Genomic DNA, 15,366 nt, shown 5'->3' with positions numbered 1-15,366 from the left:
GCGGAGCGAGGTGGCGGCATGAGCGACCGCCTGCCCATGCCGCCCGACGCCGAGTTGACCGAGGCGCAGCGCGAGGCCGCCGCCCGGATCGCCGCCGGCCCCCGCGGGGCGATCATCGGGCCGTTCGTGCCGCTGCTGCGCAGCCCCGAGCTGATGACCCGACTGCAACTCGTCGGCGAGCACCTGCGATTCGGCAGCGTGCTCGACCGTGACCTCTTCGAGCTGGTGGTCCTCTACGTCGCGCGGGCCTGGGACCAGGAGTTCGAGTTCGGCTACCACCATCCGCTCGCGCTTCGCGCCGGCCTGCCGGCCGACGTCGTCGAGGCCGTCGCCCAGGGCCGGCGGCCAACCGGCGGCCGGCCCGAGATCGGCGTCGTCCACGACCTCGTCGACGAGTTGCACTCGACCCGGCAGATCTCCGACAGCGTGTACGAGGAGGCGCTGCGCATGCTCGGCGCGGAGCGGATCGTCGAGGTGGTCGGCGCGGCCGGCTACTACGCGACCCTGGCGATGATCATGAACGCCGCACGGACGCCACCGCCGGACGGGGCCCCGCGACTGCCGGCACGGGAGCGCGGATGAGCGAGCGGGCCACCAGCTACCGCGGCGTGGCGTCTCGCGCTGCTGGCGCGGCGCGAGGTGGCGGCGTCAGCGTCCCGCTGGTCCTGCTGCATCCGCTCGGCGTCGACCACCGCTTCTGGGACCGCGTGGTCGAGGCGCTCCCCGACACCGTGGGCACGCCGATCGTGCCCGACCTGCTCGGCCACGGGTCGGCCGCGCTGCCGCCGCCGGAGGCGACGGTGGAGGACTTCGCGGACGCGGTCGAGCGGCAGCTCGCCGGAGAAGAACGGGTCGACCTCGTCGGTGTCTCCCTCGGCGGGCTGGTCGCGCTCACCCTCGCCGCCCGGCGGCCCCACCTCGTGCGGCGGCTCGTGCTGGCCGACACCGTGGCCGTCTACCCGGAGGCCATGCAGGCCATGTGGCGTCAGCGCGCGGAGGTCGTGCGGCGGGAGGGCCTCGCGGCGGTCGTCGAGCCGATGGAGAGCCTGTGGCTCACCGAGGCGTTCCGCCGCGACGAGGCGGCGACCGCCACCCGCGTACGCCGGATCCTGCTCGCCGGTGACCCGGAGGGCTATGCCCGCACCTGCCTGGCGCTGGCCACGGCGGACACGACCGGACTGGTGGCATCGGTCGAGGCGCCGGTGCTCGTGGCGTGCGGGGTCGACGACGCGTTGCCGTTCCGGCTGGCGGCACGGTGGCTGGGGGAGAGGCTCCCGGCGGCGACGGTGAGCTGGCTACCGGGACGACACGCCACCGCGTACGAGCATCCGCAGCCGTTCGTCGACGCCGTCTGCGGTTTCCTCAGCTCTCCCTGAAGAGCCGAAACAGCCGCAGGGCGACCTGCAACTCGGTGCGCCGCTCGTGCAGCGGATGCCCGAGCAGCGCCTCCGCCTTGTGCAGCCGGTTCCGTACGGTGTGTTCGTGCAGCTGCATGTAGTCGGCGGCGGCGACATGGCTGCCGAAGCGGAACGACGCCTCCAACGTCTCCCGCAACCGGGCGGCGTCGTTCGTGTGCTGGGCGAGCGGCCCGAGTTCCGCCTCGACGAACGTGCGGGCCAGCTCCTGGTCCTGGAGCAGCAGGATCTCCAACTGCACGTCGGCGTAGCGGAAGACGGTGCGCGCGTCGGCGCTGCCCCAGGCGGCCCGGACCCGCTCGGCGTCCTGCGCCTGGCGCAGCCCCGCGACGAAGCCGTCAACACCCTGACCCGGGTTGCTGATCGTGCCGATCGCGCCCACCTTCGCCAGCAGATCGGAGATCGACTCCATCGCGACGGCCGGCCAGGGCTCCAGCCGGCAGAGCCACACCGCCGTGCTGCCGAGGGTCAGCGCGTAGGGCAGCGACTGGTGGCTCCTGGTCGCCGCCCGCAGGCCGTCGGCGAGGTGGGAGGCGGCGCCCTCCGGCATCTGCGGCAGCAGGACGGCCACGTGGTGGGCGTCGAGCGGGTAGGCGAGGATCGCGAGGTCGCTCGCCGAGAGCAGCCGGCCCTCGCCGCGCAGGATGTCGCGCACGAGGCTCTTGCGCACGTGGGCCCGTGAGCGGTTGAGGGCCTCGTAGTCGCGGGTGTAGGTGTCGGCGACCCGGGATGCGACGTGGTCCTGATAGGTGAGGAGGCTACGGGTGAGCTGCGCCTGGATCTCCAACGCCTCGTCGCGGGGCACGTCGGCCGCGACCAGTGCCCGGCGCAGGTGCATCGCCCACAGCTCCCACTGGGTGTAGAAGCTGATCCGGTAGGACCGTTGCATCACCTTCTGGGGGATTCGGAGCTGCGCCTGGACGGTCGCGAAGCTCAGCACCTGGTCCAGCGCGACATCGTCGAGGGCGGTGCGACCGACGAGGACGTCGCGCAGCGCGTACGCGTTCTGCGAGACGCTCGCACGCAGGCGACCGACGAACTCCTCGTCCTGGGCATGCTGCGGAAACGCCGTGGAGATGCACCGGTCCAGGACGGTTTCGATCATTTTCTCGATCGGGAGGCTCTCGGCGCACTCGCGAACCGGCTCCGGAAGCGGTCTGCTGTCGAACCATTCGGGGCCGCTGCTGCTCATGGGCCATTATCCAACACGTTCCACCAGGCCAGTGCGGGCCGAGCGGGAAATGGCCTCGAACGCGTCGACGTTGGCGAGCATCTCGTCGTGGGACACCGGATAGGGGGCGCCACCGGCGGCGGCGCGGGCGAAGGCCTCGATGTTCTCGCGTACGCTCGGGTGGGGCGGGAAGAACGCGGTCTCCGGCTCCGATCCGCGGCGGACGGTGACCACGTCCCAACCTCTGGGATGCTCGGGGTGGTTGCGGTCCCGGATCTCCACCCACGCCTTCGATCCGAGCAGGGTCACCCGGCCGGCGAACGGCGTGGTGAGCACGGCCGTGATCAAGGCGGTGCGGCCGTGCGCGAAGCCCATCGTGACGGTGAGGGTGTCACCGTTGGCGAACGCCGTCGCATGGGTGCCGAGCCGCGCCCACACCTCGACCGGACGGCCGAAGATCGCTATCGCGAGGTCGACGAGGTGGATCCCGGTCGCGGAGAGCGGCCCCACCGGGGCCTCCGTCGCGGAGAGCCGCCAGTTGTCGCCCGGCAGGTCGAGAAACTTGTCCTGGCTGAAGTTGCCCTCGAACACCAGCGGCGTGCCGAGCTGCCCGTCGCCGCACATCTCCCGCAGCCGCACGACCGCCGGCTCGAACCTGCGCTCGTGGCCGATGCCGAGCTGCACGCCGGCCGCCTGCACCGCGGCGATCGCGGCCCGGGCCTCGGCGCCGTTGGTGGTCAGCGGTTTCTCGCAGAAGACGTGCTTCCCGGCCGCTGCCGCCGCCACGATCTGCTCGGCGTGCCGGCGGTGCGGTGTGCAGAGGACAACCGCCTCGACCGCCTCGTCCGCGAGGGCATCCTCGAACGAGGTCGCCAGCCGGATGCCCCGCTGCGTCACCCGCGCCCGGGCCGACTCCAGGACATCCACGCCCATGACGACCCGGACATGCTCGCTGTCGGCCAGGTCGGCGACGATCTTCTGGCCCCACCATCCGAGGCCGATGACGGCTGCGTTTGTCACCCCCGAAGTGAAGCCCGCCCGACCTCGCCAACGGACTGTCCAGGGCCGTGAATTTCCGGTCCGGCGTTGCCGGAACCCGTCAGCCCACCAGGGCGCGTCGCGGTGTATGGGCGGGGCCGCGTCCCGTCGTACGGCGAACGGCACCAGAACTCCCGCAGTTTCACGGCTCGCGTCAGTGCGCGCGGTTGGACCGCGATGTTCGATGGGTGGTACTGGGCCGGGCGGCACCGGCAGCCGGCCTCGGAAGGCGACGACGGAGGTAGGGAATGAACCCGGCCAGCACCAACACGCCACCCTCGGTCGACGCGGCCCACTTCCGGCACGTCGTCGGCCACCTGGCCAGCGGGGTCACGGTCATCACGACCGAGGCCGGGGCGAAGCGGCACGGCATGACCGCCAGCTCGGTGACATCACTGTCGCTCGACCCGCCGATGATGCTCGCCTGCATCAACAACGCGGTGCCCACCGCCGCGGCGGTCTCCGCCGCCGGACGGTACGCGGTCAACGTGCTCAGCGAGGGCCAGGGCGACCTCGCCCGGCAGTTCGCGACCGCCAGCAGCGACAAGTTTCGTCGCGTCGCCCTGCACACCGGGGCGCTGGGCCTGCCGCTGCTCACCGACGCGCTCGCGCACCTCGAATGCGAGGTGGCCGAGACGGTCGTCGGCGGCACCCACACGATCTTTCTCGGCCGGGTGGTGTCCGCGACCGCGGGCAAGGGGCAGCCGCTGACCTACTTCCGGGGCGGATTCGGCCGGTTCGCTTTCGCCCGCGACGACGAGGTCTACGGCCGCGCCCGGGAACTCATCCTGAGCCGGGTGTACCCGGCCGACTACACGCTGCCGCTGGAGGAGCTGGCGATCCAGCTCGACGTCGACGAGGCCGCCGCGTTCTACGCGCTCACCCGGCTGTCGCTCGACGGGCTGGTCTACCGCGACTCGGAGCGCGGCTACGTCATCGCGCCGTTCGACGTGCGCACGTCGGACGAGACGTTCGACGCCCGGCTGGCCATCGAACTCGGGGCCATCGCGCTCGCGATGCATCGGGTGACCGACGACGAGGTGGCCGAGCTGCGCCGCCGCTTCGACGCGATGGCGGTGCTGCTCGTCGGGGACCGGTTCGTCGACTTCCACGGCTACCTCGACGCCAACTACGACTTCCACGAGCACCTCGTGGCCCTCGCCGGCAACCCGCTGCTCACCGCGACGTTCGGACGCCTCGGCATCAAGAGCGTGATGACCCGCTCGTTCGGCTCGACGCCCGCGACCTCGCAGAAGTTCGTGGAGGTGCAGGAGCGCCTGGTGAAAGCCTTCGAGCAGCGTGACGCGAGCGCCGCGAAGCAGGCGGCCGTCGACTACTGCGAGCTGGCCAAGGAACGGGTACGCGAGATCCTCTCCTGCACCGGCGGCCGTCTCTGACCGAGCGTCCGGGAAGTCGGTGGGCGGAGGGGCCCTGCGTCACCGCTACCAGACGACGGAATGGCTGATAGCTATCCACACGCCCAGGTCGGCTCCGGTAGGGGCGCGGGAGACTTTGCTCTGCTTCAACCCACGCGGAAGCAGCCGACCGGCACCAACCGGCCAGCGCGAGCCAACCGGACCACGGGGGCCACGTCCCGTCCTGTACTGAAGGGCGGCTATGGAAGGTGGCCGTTGCGTCGGTTGAGGCAGAGCAAAGGATGAAGGAAGGCAATATCACCGGTGCCAACGGTGTCTACGGGTGCTCGTCGCTGGTGCGGATTACCCGGATGGATGTCGAGGCTGCACTTTGGACCAAGGAGCGATGGCCCTTCACCTGATTTGGGATGCCGTCGCGAGTGGTTACATCGAGCCTCCCTTTTCGACCGAGGAGGAGAGCCGTGGCATCCGATGTCGATCGATTCGACGACGAACGTGCTGGCCCAGTTGACTATGTGCCCGGCGTGCGTGGCCATGCCGTCCTCGCGATCGGTGCCGACAGTGACGGTGGCGAGGCGTTGGCTGTCTGGCGGTTGAGTGCCACCGGGCGTGCCGGCGGTGCCTGGGTGCTGCGCATTGACGAGGCTGAGCGTGACGCCGACCAACTGGTCGCGGTCTTTCGGTTGCTGCAGGACAGGTGCCTGATCGATTGGGAGGCCGAATCCGCAGCGAGCATCCTGGACAGGATCAGCCACCTGTTGCCGGCCCCGATGGTTTCTGGTCTGAAGGGCAACGTCCTTACGATCCCCGACCTGCTTGACGAGATCGGCGAGCAGCGGGCCCAGTACGACGAAGCCGTTGAGCGGCATCGCGCGATGACGAAGTCGAAGGTCGTCTCGCTTGCCTGGCCGACCGAGATGCCGGACCGGAAAGAACTCGCGCAACGCGCGTCTGTACAGCCGGCAGCTGCTTCACCGGTCGCGGCGGCCGCCCTGGCGCTGACGTCGGCTGTCATGGTGACAGCTCAGTTGTGGGAGGACACCGAGCAGACCCGTTACCGGCGCACCTACCTGCGCTCATTGGGTGAGCCACTGCCGCTGCCGCCACGCTGGCTGTCGCGACTTCGTGAAGCGGTGGCCAATAACACAGCGACGCCGGTGTAGGGGAGCGGAGACATATGTACGCAGTCATCGACCTGGAGACCACGGGTCTGCGGACCAGTTGGCACGACCGGATCGTCGAGGTCGCCGTGGTGCACCTCGACGAGGACGGTCAGGTCACCGGCGAATGGTGCAGTCTCGTCAACCCCGGCCGGGATCTCGGTCCGCAGCTCATCCACGGCATAACCGCTGCCGAGGCCCGCCGGGCGCCCAGGTTCGAGCAACTCGCCGGACATGTCGCCGGGCTGCTGCGCGGCCGTGTTCTTGCCGCGCACAACCTTCGTTTTGATGCATCGTTTCTGCTTGCCGAGTACGAACGGGTGGGAGTCCAGGCGCCGATCGACCCCGCCGACGGACTATGCACCATGCGTCTGGCATCGCACTTCCTGCCGTCGGCCGGACGTAGCCTGCACGACTGCTGCCGGGCGGCAGGTCTGCCGCCGTACCGGGCGCACTCCGCGCTGCATGATGCCCGGGCAGCCGCCCAACTGCTCGCCCGGTACCTCACATCAGCCGGTGCCCCACCTCCGTGGGAAGCCGCGATCACGGCGGCGGCCGGGCTTCCGTGGCCACCCATGGAGGTCGCACCGGTGGTCCCCGTCCACCGCCGGACAGCCGGCCACCGCGAACAACACTTCCTGGCCCGACTCGTCGATCGACTGCCCCGGCTGCACGAACCAAAGGGCGACGCCTACCTGAACCTGCTTGACCAGGCGCTCCTCGACCGGCACATCTCGTCCACCGAGGCGGACGCCCTGGTCGCCACGGCGGAGGCGTTCGGGCTCGCCCGCGTCGATGTCGAGCACCTTCACCGCAGCTACCTGGCCGACCTCGCCGGGGCCGCGGCCGAGGACGGCGTCGTGACAGCCTCCGAGCGGCACGACCTGAACCAGGTCGCCGCCCTGCTGGGTCTCCCGCGATCCGACGCAGACCACGCCTTACAGAGCGCGATGAACGGCAGCAGTCCCGAGCAAGGGCTTCGCTCCAACCAGTGGAGCTTCGCGCCAGGCGACATGGTTGTCTTCACCGGCGCGATGCGGCCACCACGGTGGGAATGGGAGGGAGAGGCAGAAGCAGCCGGCCTTCTCGTCGGCGACAGCGTCACGAAGAAGACACGACTTCTCGTTGCCGCCGACCCCGACAGCATGTCCGGAAAAGCCGAAAAGGCCCGTCGGTACGGCATTCCGATCGTGCACCCCACCGCCTACCGGCAGATGCTCGCCAGCCTTGCGAAGCCGACCCCAGCGCGCTGATGGACGACAGAAGCGCGCCGGGACGTCCCAGCAGCCCTCGGTTCGCGGATTCGGCCCTGCCGAGGTCATCGGCCGGGTGTCGGGGCGTTCGGCGGTTCCAGTAGGCCGGCACGCTGGGCGAGCATGGCGGCCTGGACCCGGTTCTCGCAGTCGAGCTTGGCGAACACCCGGTACACGTGGGTCTTGACGGTTCCTTCGGAGACGAACAGCTGCTGGCCGATCTCGGCGTTGGACAGTCCCTGGGCCAGCAGGATCAGGACGTCGCGTTCCCGGCTGCTGAGCATGCCGACCTTGGCGAGGTCCTCGTCGGGTCGAGCGGTCGCGGCGGGCAGCCGGTTGAGGACCTGGCGGGTGATCTTCGGCGAGAGGTAGGCGTTGCCCGCCGCGGCGGCGCGGATCGCGTACGCGAGTTCGTCGGCCGCCGATTCCTTGAGCAGGAAACCGGCCGCCCCGGCGGCGAGGGCCTGCGCGACGTAGTCGTCCTCGCCGAAGGTGGTCAGCATCACCGTCTGGATCCCGGGGGCAAGGCGACGGATCTCCCGGAGTGCCGCCAGGCCGTCGAGGGCCGGCATCTGGATGTCCAGCAACGCGACGTCCGGCCGGTGCCGCACGGCGAGGTCGACTGCGGCCCGGCCGTCGGCGGCCTGCGCGATCAGGTCGATGTCGGCCGCCGGGTGCAGGATCGCGTTGATCGCGGTGCGGATCAGGGAGTCGTCGTCGGCCAGCAGGACCCGCAGCGGGTCGGTCATGGCATCGTCCTTCGTCGGCCTCGGGAGGTCATGGCCGCTGGTCTTGAATTTCCTGTTTGTCGATCAGGATGCCGTCGCGGAAGCAGAACCGGTAGATGTTGCGGCCAGCGCCGGAGTCGGGTCCCACCTGGTCCAGGATCGACGCCGGGTAGTCGACGCAGGTGGCGTCGGGCACGGTCCGGCCGCCGGTGACATCGGTGATCGCGGCGTCGGCGTCGGGCAGCAGGGCGCGTACCTCGTCTTCTGGCTGGCCGATGTGGATGGCGTCGTAGGTCTCCCGATCCACCACGACGAAGGCCATCAGCAGCCAGACCCCGGCCAGGCACAGCGCCAGGAAGCCGGCGATGGAGAGCGCGGTGGCCGCGAGGACGAGCCGGGAGCGACGGCGGTCACGGTCCATCAGGGCCGCGAAGTCGGCCTGGGCCCCGGTGGCCGGCGGTGGGCGGTGCTCGGCGGCGGGCGTGGGGTGTCCGTCGCCCGCATAGGGCAGGGTGGCCGCCAGCCGGAAACCACCGTCGGGTGTCGGGCCGTGGTAGAGCACGCCGTTGGCGATCCGGACGCGTTCGGTCAACCCCAGCAGCCCCTGCCCGGACGTGGAGCGGATGAGCCGCTGCCCGGCGGTGTTGGTCACCCCGGCGACCAGCGCGTCCGGTTCGAACCGCAGCAGCAGCACGATCGCGCCGCCGTGGGCGTGCCGCAGCGCGTTGGTCAGGCCCTCCTGAATCACCCGGTACGCCGCGTGTTCGGTCAGCGTCGCCAGTGGCCGAGGCGGCCCCTCCCGGACGACCTGCACCTGGGCGCCGGAGGCCCGCGCCTGCTCGGCCAGTTCGTCCAGCCCGGACAGCGGCCGTACGGAGGACTGGCTGTCCCCCTCGCCGAGAATGCCGAGGACCTGCCGCAGATCGGTCATCGCCGCCGAGGACGTCTGCCGTACCAGGTCGACGGCCTCGGCGCGGTGCTCCTCGTCGGCGCTACGCACCATCCCGGCGTACAGCGAGATCAGGGTCAGCTTGTGCCCCAGCGAATCATGCAGGTCCCGGGCGATGCGGGCCCGCTCGCGCGTCTGTGCCTGCCGGGCGACCTCACCCTGCTGACTGTGCAGTTGCACGTTGCGTTGGTGCATCGCCGCCAGCAGCGTCCGCCGCCGCCGGACCATCCGCGCCACACCGGCCGGTAGAACCGCCAGCATCACGAACATCGCCGAGAGCACGACGGCCAGCTCGACGCTGAGCGGGCCTTCCCAGACGATGGCGACCACGTAGCAGGCCCAGGCCACGGCCAGCGCGGCGGTGACCTGCCACCACCGGGCGACGCGGTAACTGACCGACGCGCTCAGCACCACCAGCAGGAGGCTGCTCTGTCCACCGGTGCCCAGGCCGACCAGCGCTGCGGCGAGGTACGCCGCCAGCGGGTACGTCAGCCGCAGCACCATCAGGATCGGCGTGGAGAGCCCGACCAGCCACGGTGCCCACGGATACCAGCCGGCGATGGCCGCCCCGACCGTCGCCGCGACGGTCACCAGCACCACCAGGGAGATCTCGTAGACCAGACGCCACGTCCCCGTCCGGCGGGCCTGCTCGCGCCACCGGCCCGCCCAGCTGGCCGTCACCAGTGGACCCGCCGATCGCCGCCCGGCCCGGCCGCACCGACGGCGAGGCGGGAAAGCTGCCTGATACCGGCCGTGATCATCGGAGTAGTCCTCACTCTTCGGTGCCGTCGCGGGCGATCCGGCCGACCGCGTCGTGCGCCTCCCGCAGCCCGGCGCCGGTCCGCGTCCGGTAGATCTTGACCGATGCCGTCCAGCCCTTCCGGTCGAGGGTCTCCCGCACCTCCGTGTGCAGCGCCGCGGAGGCCGCCACGCCGCGGTCGGTCATTTTCGACGCCCGGCGACGCAGATACTGCGCGACGACGAGCATCACGCTTCCGACCATGCCGAGCACCAGGGCAGCCGTCGTTGTCATGCCCGACAGTGTGGCCGCGGCCCGGCCCGGTGCGCGTCCGGCGGACGACGGAACCGCACCGGGGCCGCCGTCACACTTTCGTTGACCCGTACCCCGTGCCGTGTGCGAACGCCGGGGGTTGCCGCTGTCCGCCCGGGATCGGGGCCTCGTACCTTCCGACCGGGCGGTAGGATGTCGGGATTATCATCAGCGGAAACGGGAGGCGGAGGCCACAGATGGCTCGTGCGACATCCAGCCGGCCAGGGACGACCCGGCGTCGGCAGCGCTGGCCCGACGGCTACGACCCGGAGAACACCCGGAAGTCCTTGATCACGAGTGCTCTGGAACTCTTCGAACGGCGTGGCTTCGACCGCACGTCGGTGCAGGAGATCGCCGACCACGCCCGGCTCACCAAGGGCGCCTTCTACCACCACTTCGAGAGCAAGGACGACCTGCTGCGGCATATCCAGGACGAGTACCTGGAGGCGCAGTTGGCCGCGATCCAGCAGATCGAGGTCGGCAGTGATGACCCGAAGGTCCGGGTCGCGGAGCTGATCCGTTTCAGCCTCACCAGCGTGGCCGAGTACCGGGCGCATGTGACGATCTTCTATCAGGAGCGGCGCTATCTCACCGGCGACCTGTTCGCCGAGGTGACCCGCAAGCGTGACCTGGTCGAGGCGGCCTTCGCCGGCATGATCCAGGACGGTCTCGCCAAGGGGGCATTCCGGGCGGACGTGGATCCGCGGATCGTCACCTTCGGTCTGGTCGGGATGTGCGCCTGGGCGTACCAGTGGCTCAACGTCGGTGGTCCGCTCAGCGTGGACGAGGTGGCGCGACAGTTCAGCGCGATGGTGTTGGAGGGCCTCGCCAACTGACCGCCGGCCGTGTCGGCCAGCGGACCATACCATCCGGTCGGTATGTTAAGGTCCCGGCTCCGCCGTCACCACACCCTGACCGGAAACGGAGTGATCCGAAGATGCGAACCCCGTCACGGACAATCGTGCCCACCCCGCGTGAACTGCTGAGCCTGGTCGGCCGGCCGTTGGGGGTGAGCGAGCCGCAGGTGGTGACCCAGGAGCAGGTCGATCGGTTCGCCGAGGTGACCCGGGACCACCAGTGGATCCACGTCGACGTGCAGCGGGCCCGCTCCGGGCCGTTCGGCAGCACGATCGTGCACGGCTTCCTGACCCTGGCGCTCGTTCCGCGCCTGCTCGCCGACATCCTTGAGGTGGAGACGTTCGCCATGGGGGTCAACTACGGGCTGGACCGGGTCCGGTTCGTCAGGCCGCTGCCACCCGGCGTGCCGATCCAGGGTACCGCGACGCTGGTCTCCGCCGCGCCGATCGCCGGGACCGACGACGGCGTGCAGGCCAAGGCGGCCGTGGTGGTGGAGTTCGCGCAGGACTCGACGACCTGCTGTGTCGCCGAGATCCTGTTCCGGTACCACGCCTGAACGAGGTGCACGGTGGGGCGGGCCGGCGGTCACTCGGCCGCCGGCGTGCCGGGCGCGACGAACCGGCCCCGGTAGAACGACAGCGCCGGCACGTTCGACGGCTTCAGATGCACATGGTCGATGTCGAGCACGACGATCACATGGTCACCGCTGGTGATCACCTCGTCCCGGCGTCCGGCCAGGATCGCCGGGGTGCGGGGCAACAGCGGGACCCCGTCGGGGCCGGGCACCCAGGAGATCCCGTCGAGCTTCTGCGCACCGGTCAGGCCGGAGGTGGCGAACCGCCGCGCCACGTCCTCCTGGTCCTGGCCGAGGATGTGGATCGCGATGCGCTCGGACTCCATCAGGATCGGAAAGCTCGACGAGGAGCTGATCACGCAGAACAGCACCTTCGCCGGTCGCAGCGACACCGAGGTGAACGAGTTGACCGTCAGCGCGGCCACGACTCCGCGGGCGGTGACGGCGGTGACCGCCGTGACACCGGTCGGAAAGTGCCCGCACACCTGGCGGAACTGGGTGGAGTCGAACAGGGGCTGGGCCATCATCGGGTCACCGCCGGCTCGCAGGAGTGGTGTTCTGGGCGGAGCCCGCCTTCCAACCGGATGAGGCAGAGGGTGTGTCCGCCGGGATCCTTCACCAGGTGCAGCCGTCCGTACGGGCTGTCGACCGGGCCGATGGTCGGCGTGCCGCCGAGGGCGCAGACCCGGGTCAGGGCGTCGTCGAGGTCGGCCACCGCGAAGTACGTGATCCACTTGGCCGGGATGAGGTTGGGCCAGTCGTTGTCCAGTTCGAGGACACCGGCGACCGGCACGTCCCCGAGCATCAGGAGGGTGTACGGGCGTGCGGCCGGACCGTCGAGGCGCTCACGGGTGGTGTAGCCGAACAGCGCCCGGTAGTAGGCCACCGACTGGGCGGGTTCGCCGGTGTCGAGTTCGTTCCAGCACAGCGCGCCGACCGAGTTGAGCATCTGCACCCCGGCCCGTGACTCGCCCTGGTAGAGGCCGAAGGCGGCGCCGAACGGGTCGATGACGGCGGCGCCGCTGCCGGCGGCGGGCAGGTAGCGCGGTGGGGTCACCAGTTCGCCACCGAGTGCGACCGCCTCGGCCGCCGATCGGTGGATGTCCTCGACCGAGAAGTAGGCGATCCAGCCTCGGGGCCGCCCGCCGTGCAGGGCGGCGGCGTCGGAGATGCCGGCGACATCGCGTCCCCGGAGGCTGCACATCCGGTACGTCGTGGTGCCCAAGCGCTCGGTGCGGACCGTCCAGCCGAACAGACCGCGATAGAAGTCCTCGGCCCTTTCCGGGTGCGGGGTGCAGAGTTCCACCCACACGGCCTCGCCGGGCCGGAATCGTTGACTCATCCGGACGCTCCCTGCGCGGTCAGGCCCGCCAGGATGGTGCCGGCGGAGATCTCGTAGGCGCGATCGGGGAGCCCGGTCGCCAGGCTCGACTCGACGACCTGGACCACCGCGCGTATGGTCCGGCCGGGCACGGCGAGCAGCGCGTCGATGAGCGCGTCCACCTCGTGGTCGAGGTCGTCGTTGGCGACCACCCGGGCCACCAGGCCCCAGGCGAGCAGTTGTGTCGCGGTCGCCGCCGCGGCGCCGGTCAGCAGGTGGTACGCGTGCGGGCGGGGGAGCGACTGCGTGATGGTGTGGCCGACGCCGGCGGGCGCGAAGCCGTAGCGGGCCTCCGGCAGGGAGAGCCGGGCGCTGGCTGCGGCGACCGGAAGGTGCACCGCGTGCAGCAGGCCGGCGCCGAAGCCGATGACCTCTCCCCGGACGCCGGCCACCACGGGGACCGGCAGCTGGCGGATCCGGCGCAGCGCGGCGTCGCTGTCCCGGAGGCCGGCGGCGACCTCGTCCACGGTGGCGCGGGCCAGCCGGCCGAAGGACGAGGTGTCCCAGCCGCCGCAGAAGTGTCGACCGGCCATGTCCAGGTGGATGATCGCGCAGGTCTCGTCCGCCGCCGCGGATTCCAGCGTCTCGACGAGGTCGCGCAGCGCCGGGTGGTCGAAGCAGTTGCCGCGCGCCGCGTTGTCGTAACGCACCCGGGCCACGCGCCTGTCGCGATCATGGGTGAGGGTGATGGCCATCCCGGCATCATACAAACCGGTCGGTATGAAGGCAATCTCGCTGGCTGGGCGGGATTTGTCATGCGAATGTCACGGGCGAGATACCCGCACGACCCGTTGACTTGATACCGGCTGGTCGGTACTTTGTGGCGAACGTCACCGCCGCCTTGTGCGGGGCATGACGGGTCCATTCGCTGTGAAGGACACCCATGATGATCATGAAATCCTTGCACTCTCGGCGCACCCTGGCACTCGCCACCGCCATTACGATCACCGGCGTCGGCCTCACCGCCTGTGGCGGCTCCGACCCGGCGGACTCCGGCCCGACCAACTCGGCGCCGATCCGCGCGCTGCTCGCGGCCCAACCCGCGACCCTTGACCCGATCGTCGGCGCCCGTTCCGCCCAGATCGTCTGGGCGACGATGCTCGAACCCCTGATCAGCACCGACGCCGACCTCGCGCCCGCCGGCACCGGCCTGATCACCGGCTGGACCCGCACCGCCGCGACGACCTGGACTTTCACGGTCCGGCCCGACGTCAGCTTCAGCAACGGTGAGAAGGCCGACGCGGCAGCGGTCGCGAACACCATCACCCTCACCCGCGACAGCGAGGCATCCCAGCTGAAGTCCTACTTCGGCAACGTCACCTCGATCGAGGCGACCGACGCCGGCACCGTCGTGGTGCAGACCAAGACCCCGCAGTACAACATCCCCGACCTGCTCACCACCGTCTACCTGGTGCCACCGAAGTACTACCAGGAGAAGGGGTCCGAGGGCTTCGCCGCCGCACCGGTCGGCACCGGCCCGTACGTGTGGGCGGGCGCCAACCCTGGCCGGGACATCTCGGTCAAGCGCAACCCCGACTACTGGGGCCCGCCCCCGGCGAACGAGGGCATCACCTTCACCTGGGCCAACGAGGCCGCGCAGCGGCTGGCACTGATCCAGAGCAAGAGTGTCGACATCTCCTTCGACCTTCCGCCGGCCCAGGCCACTGCCGCCAAGGCCGCCGGGGTCGAGGTGGTGAGCACCGAGACCGCCATGAAGATCATTGCCTTCCTCGACTCGACCAAGGCGCCCTTCGACGATCCGAAGCTACGTGAGGCGGCAGCCCTCGCCATCGACCGGGACGCGATCGTCAAGGGCATCTTCGACGGCCACGCCGTCTCCGACGCCGGCCTGCTCAACGTCCGGCCCGGACAGCAACCGGCCCAGCGGGTGACCGCGGACCCGGCCCGGGCCAAGGAACTCGTCGGGACCGGCGCACCGGCCGTCCAGATCACCTATCCGGCCGCTCAGTACACCAACATCGAAGAGGTGGCGCAGGCCGTGGGAGGCGCTCTTGAACAGGCCGGGTTCAAGGTGAAGTACGAGTCGCTGGACTACGGCACGCTGGTCAAGCGGATCATCGGACGCCAGGTGCCCGGCATCTCGATCTTCGCTGGCGTGCCCAACGTCGCCGTGCCGGACTACTTCGTCAGCGGCTTCATGAAGACGCAGTCCATCACCGGCAACTGCCCCGATCCGCGGGTCGACGAACTGGCGCAGGAGGCGCTCCAGCAGGACGACGCCGAACAGGCCGCACCGATCTACGACCAGCTCAACACCATCGGCGTGGTCGACAAGCACTGCTATGTGCCGCTGTACCGGCAGGTCTTCAACTACGCCACCGCGCCCGGCGTCACCGGTGTGGTGTTCGGTCCCTTGAACACCGTGGACTTCACGAAGACGACCCGCTGACG

16 protein-coding genes are annotated in these 15,366 nt (G+C 70.3%); 8 read left to right on the top strand and 8 right to left on the bottom strand.

Translation table 11 applies throughout. From position 1 onward, the window contains the following. Positions 1 to 18: 18 nt before the first annotated feature. Both ACQPYA_RS18955 and ACQPYA_RS18950 read left to right on the top strand, forming a co-directional pair. Positions 19 to 582: a carboxymuconolactone decarboxylase family protein gene (locus tag ACQPYA_RS18955; protein WP_433528427.1), complete on the top strand. Its 564-nt coding sequence runs from the start codon at positions 19 to 21 to the stop codon at positions 580 to 582. After that, the gene (locus tag ACQPYA_RS18950) at positions 579 to 1,376 is read left to right on the top strand and encodes an alpha/beta fold hydrolase (RefSeq protein WP_433528426.1); all 798 of its coding nucleotides are present in this window, start codon (positions 579 to 581) and stop codon (positions 1,374 to 1,376) included. Before ACQPYA_RS18955 ends, ACQPYA_RS18950 begins: the two co-directional genes overlap by 4 nt. On the opposite strand, the gene ACQPYA_RS18945 is transcribed toward ACQPYA_RS18950, so the two are convergent. Beyond that, a complete protein-coding gene (locus ACQPYA_RS18945; protein WP_433528425.1) occupies positions 1,363 to 2,520 on the bottom strand; it encodes a PucR family transcriptional regulator in 1,158 nt (385 codons plus the stop codon). The genes ACQPYA_RS18950 and ACQPYA_RS18945 overlap by 14 nt on opposite strands. 93 nt (positions 2,521 to 2,613) lie before the next feature. After that, positions 2,614 to 3,606, bottom strand: coding sequence for a Gfo/Idh/MocA family protein (locus ACQPYA_RS18940; protein ID WP_433528424.1), 993 nt, complete (start codon positions 3,604 to 3,606; stop codon positions 2,614 to 2,616). Between the two features lie 266 nt (positions 3,607 to 3,872). On the opposite strand from ACQPYA_RS18940, the gene ACQPYA_RS18935 reads away from it, so the two are divergent. The 3 genes from ACQPYA_RS18935 to ACQPYA_RS18925 all read left to right on the top strand — a co-directional run bounded on the left by ACQPYA_RS18935 (position 3,873) and on the right by ACQPYA_RS18925 (position 7,413). Further along, positions 3,873 to 5,021 (top strand): flavin reductase, encoded by a 1,149-nt coding sequence (locus ACQPYA_RS18935; protein WP_433528423.1) that lies wholly within the window; start codon positions 3,873 to 3,875, stop codon positions 5,019 to 5,021. Between the two features lie 440 nt (positions 5,022 to 5,461). Further along, complete coding sequence (locus tag ACQPYA_RS18930) at positions 5,462 to 6,163, top strand: DUF6218 family protein (protein WP_433528422.1); 702 nt, start codon at positions 5,462 to 5,464, stop codon at positions 6,161 to 6,163. Between the two features lie 14 nt (positions 6,164 to 6,177). Continuing rightward, positions 6,178 to 7,413 carry an exonuclease domain-containing protein gene (locus ACQPYA_RS18925; protein ID WP_433528421.1) on the top strand — a complete coding sequence of 412 codons (1,236 nt, stop codon included), beginning with the start codon at positions 6,178 to 6,180 and terminating at the stop codon, positions 7,411 to 7,413. A 65-nt stretch (positions 7,414 to 7,478) separates the two neighbouring features. Here the strand turns inward: ACQPYA_RS18925 and ACQPYA_RS18920 are convergent, their stop codons facing one another. The 3 genes from ACQPYA_RS18920 to ACQPYA_RS18910 all read right to left on the bottom strand — a co-directional run bounded on the left by ACQPYA_RS18920 (position 7,479) and on the right by ACQPYA_RS18910 (position 10,123). Continuing rightward, positions 7,479 to 8,162 carry a response regulator transcription factor gene (locus ACQPYA_RS18920; protein WP_433528420.1) on the bottom strand — a complete coding sequence of 228 codons (684 nt, stop codon included), beginning with the start codon at positions 8,160 to 8,162 and terminating at the stop codon, positions 7,479 to 7,481. A 28-nt stretch (positions 8,163 to 8,190) separates the two neighbouring features. Continuing rightward, entirely contained in the window at positions 8,191 to 9,771 is a 1,581-nt protein-coding gene (locus ACQPYA_RS18915; RefSeq protein WP_433528419.1) for a sensor histidine kinase, read from the bottom strand. A 91-nt stretch (positions 9,772 to 9,862) separates the two neighbouring features. Then, entirely contained in the window at positions 9,863 to 10,123 is a 261-nt protein-coding gene (locus tag ACQPYA_RS18910; protein ID WP_433528418.1) for a hypothetical protein, read from the bottom strand. A 215-nt stretch (positions 10,124 to 10,338) separates the two neighbouring features. Between ACQPYA_RS18910 and ACQPYA_RS18905 the strand changes: the two genes are divergently transcribed. Both ACQPYA_RS18905 and ACQPYA_RS18900 read left to right on the top strand, forming a co-directional pair. Continuing rightward, the gene (locus ACQPYA_RS18905; protein ID WP_433528417.1) at positions 10,339 to 10,977 is read left to right on the top strand and encodes a TetR family transcriptional regulator; all 639 of its coding nucleotides are present in this window, start codon (positions 10,339 to 10,341) and stop codon (positions 10,975 to 10,977) included. A gap of 101 nt (positions 10,978 to 11,078) precedes the next feature. Continuing rightward, complete coding sequence (locus ACQPYA_RS18900) at positions 11,079 to 11,555, top strand: MaoC family dehydratase (protein WP_433528416.1); 477 nt, start codon at positions 11,079 to 11,081, stop codon at positions 11,553 to 11,555. Between the two features lie 29 nt (positions 11,556 to 11,584). Here ACQPYA_RS18900 and ACQPYA_RS18895 read toward each other — a convergent pair whose 3' ends face one another. The 3 genes from ACQPYA_RS18895 to ACQPYA_RS18885 are packed head-to-tail and all read right to left on the bottom strand — an operon-like array spanning position 11,585 to position 13,649. Next, positions 11,585 to 12,100, bottom strand: coding sequence for a flavin reductase family protein (locus ACQPYA_RS18895; protein ID WP_433528415.1), 516 nt, complete (start codon positions 12,098 to 12,100; stop codon positions 11,585 to 11,587). Next, a complete protein-coding gene (locus tag ACQPYA_RS18890) occupies positions 12,097 to 12,915 on the bottom strand; it encodes a VOC family protein (RefSeq protein WP_433528414.1) in 819 nt (272 codons plus the stop codon). The genes ACQPYA_RS18895 and ACQPYA_RS18890 overlap by 4 nt, the downstream gene beginning before the upstream one ends. Then, entirely contained in the window at positions 12,912 to 13,649 is a 738-nt protein-coding gene (locus ACQPYA_RS18885; protein ID WP_433528413.1) for an enoyl-CoA hydratase/isomerase family protein, read from the bottom strand. The genes ACQPYA_RS18890 and ACQPYA_RS18885 overlap by 4 nt, the downstream gene beginning before the upstream one ends. A gap of 197 nt (positions 13,650 to 13,846) precedes the next feature. Between ACQPYA_RS18885 and ACQPYA_RS18880 the strand changes: the two genes are divergently transcribed. Beyond that, a complete protein-coding gene (locus ACQPYA_RS18880; RefSeq protein WP_433528412.1) occupies positions 13,847 to 15,364 on the top strand; it encodes an ABC transporter substrate-binding protein in 1,518 nt (505 codons plus the stop codon). The last annotated feature ends 2 nt before the right edge of the window (positions 15,365 to 15,366 follow it).

This window comes from Micromonospora sp. CA-263727 (assembly GCF_050942455.1).
Lineage (GTDB): Bacteria > Actinomycetota > Actinomycetes > Mycobacteriales > Micromonosporaceae > Micromonospora.
The sequence above is the reverse complement of the archived record's forward strand: the minus strand, read 5'-3'. Positions and strand labels throughout refer to the sequence as shown.

Coding starts and splice junctions, on each gene's coding strand:
- ACQPYA_RS18925 (WP_433528421.1), top strand. CDS start 6,178: ATGTACGCAGTCATCGACCTGGAGACCACGGGTCTGCGGACCAGTTGG.
- ACQPYA_RS18910 (WP_433528418.1), bottom strand. CDS start 10,123: ATGACAACGACGGCTGCCCTGGTGCTCGGCATGGTCGGAAGCGTGATG.
- ACQPYA_RS18890 (WP_433528414.1), bottom strand. CDS start 12,915: ATGAGTCAACGATTCCGGCCCGGCGAGGCCGTGTGGGTGGAACTCTGC.
- ACQPYA_RS18920 (WP_433528420.1), bottom strand. CDS start 8,162: ATGACCGACCCGCTGCGGGTCCTGCTGGCCGACGACGACTCCCTGATC.
- ACQPYA_RS18900 (WP_433528416.1), top strand. CDS start 11,079: ATGCGAACCCCGTCACGGACAATCGTGCCCACCCCGCGTGAACTGCTG.
- ACQPYA_RS18945 (WP_433528425.1), bottom strand. CDS start 2,520: ATGATCGAAACCGTCCTGGACCGGTGCATCTCCACGGCGTTTCCGCAG.
- ACQPYA_RS18880 (WP_433528412.1), top strand. CDS start 13,847: ATGAAATCCTTGCACTCTCGGCGCACCCTGGCACTCGCCACCGCCATT.
- ACQPYA_RS18950 (WP_433528426.1), top strand. CDS start 579: ATGAGCGAGCGGGCCACCAGCTACCGCGGCGTGGCGTCTCGCGCTGCT.
- ACQPYA_RS18885 (WP_433528413.1), bottom strand. CDS start 13,649: ATGGCCATCACCCTCACCCATGATCGCGACAGGCGCGTGGCCCGGGTG.
- ACQPYA_RS18955 (WP_433528427.1), top strand. CDS start 19: ATGAGCGACCGCCTGCCCATGCCGCCCGACGCCGAGTTGACCGAGGCG.
- ACQPYA_RS18895 (WP_433528415.1), bottom strand. CDS start 12,100: ATGATGGCCCAGCCCCTGTTCGACTCCACCCAGTTCCGCCAGGTGTGC.
- ACQPYA_RS18935 (WP_433528423.1), top strand. CDS start 3,873: ATGAACCCGGCCAGCACCAACACGCCACCCTCGGTCGACGCGGCCCAC.
- ACQPYA_RS18905 (WP_433528417.1), top strand. CDS start 10,339: ATGGCTCGTGCGACATCCAGCCGGCCAGGGACGACCCGGCGTCGGCAG.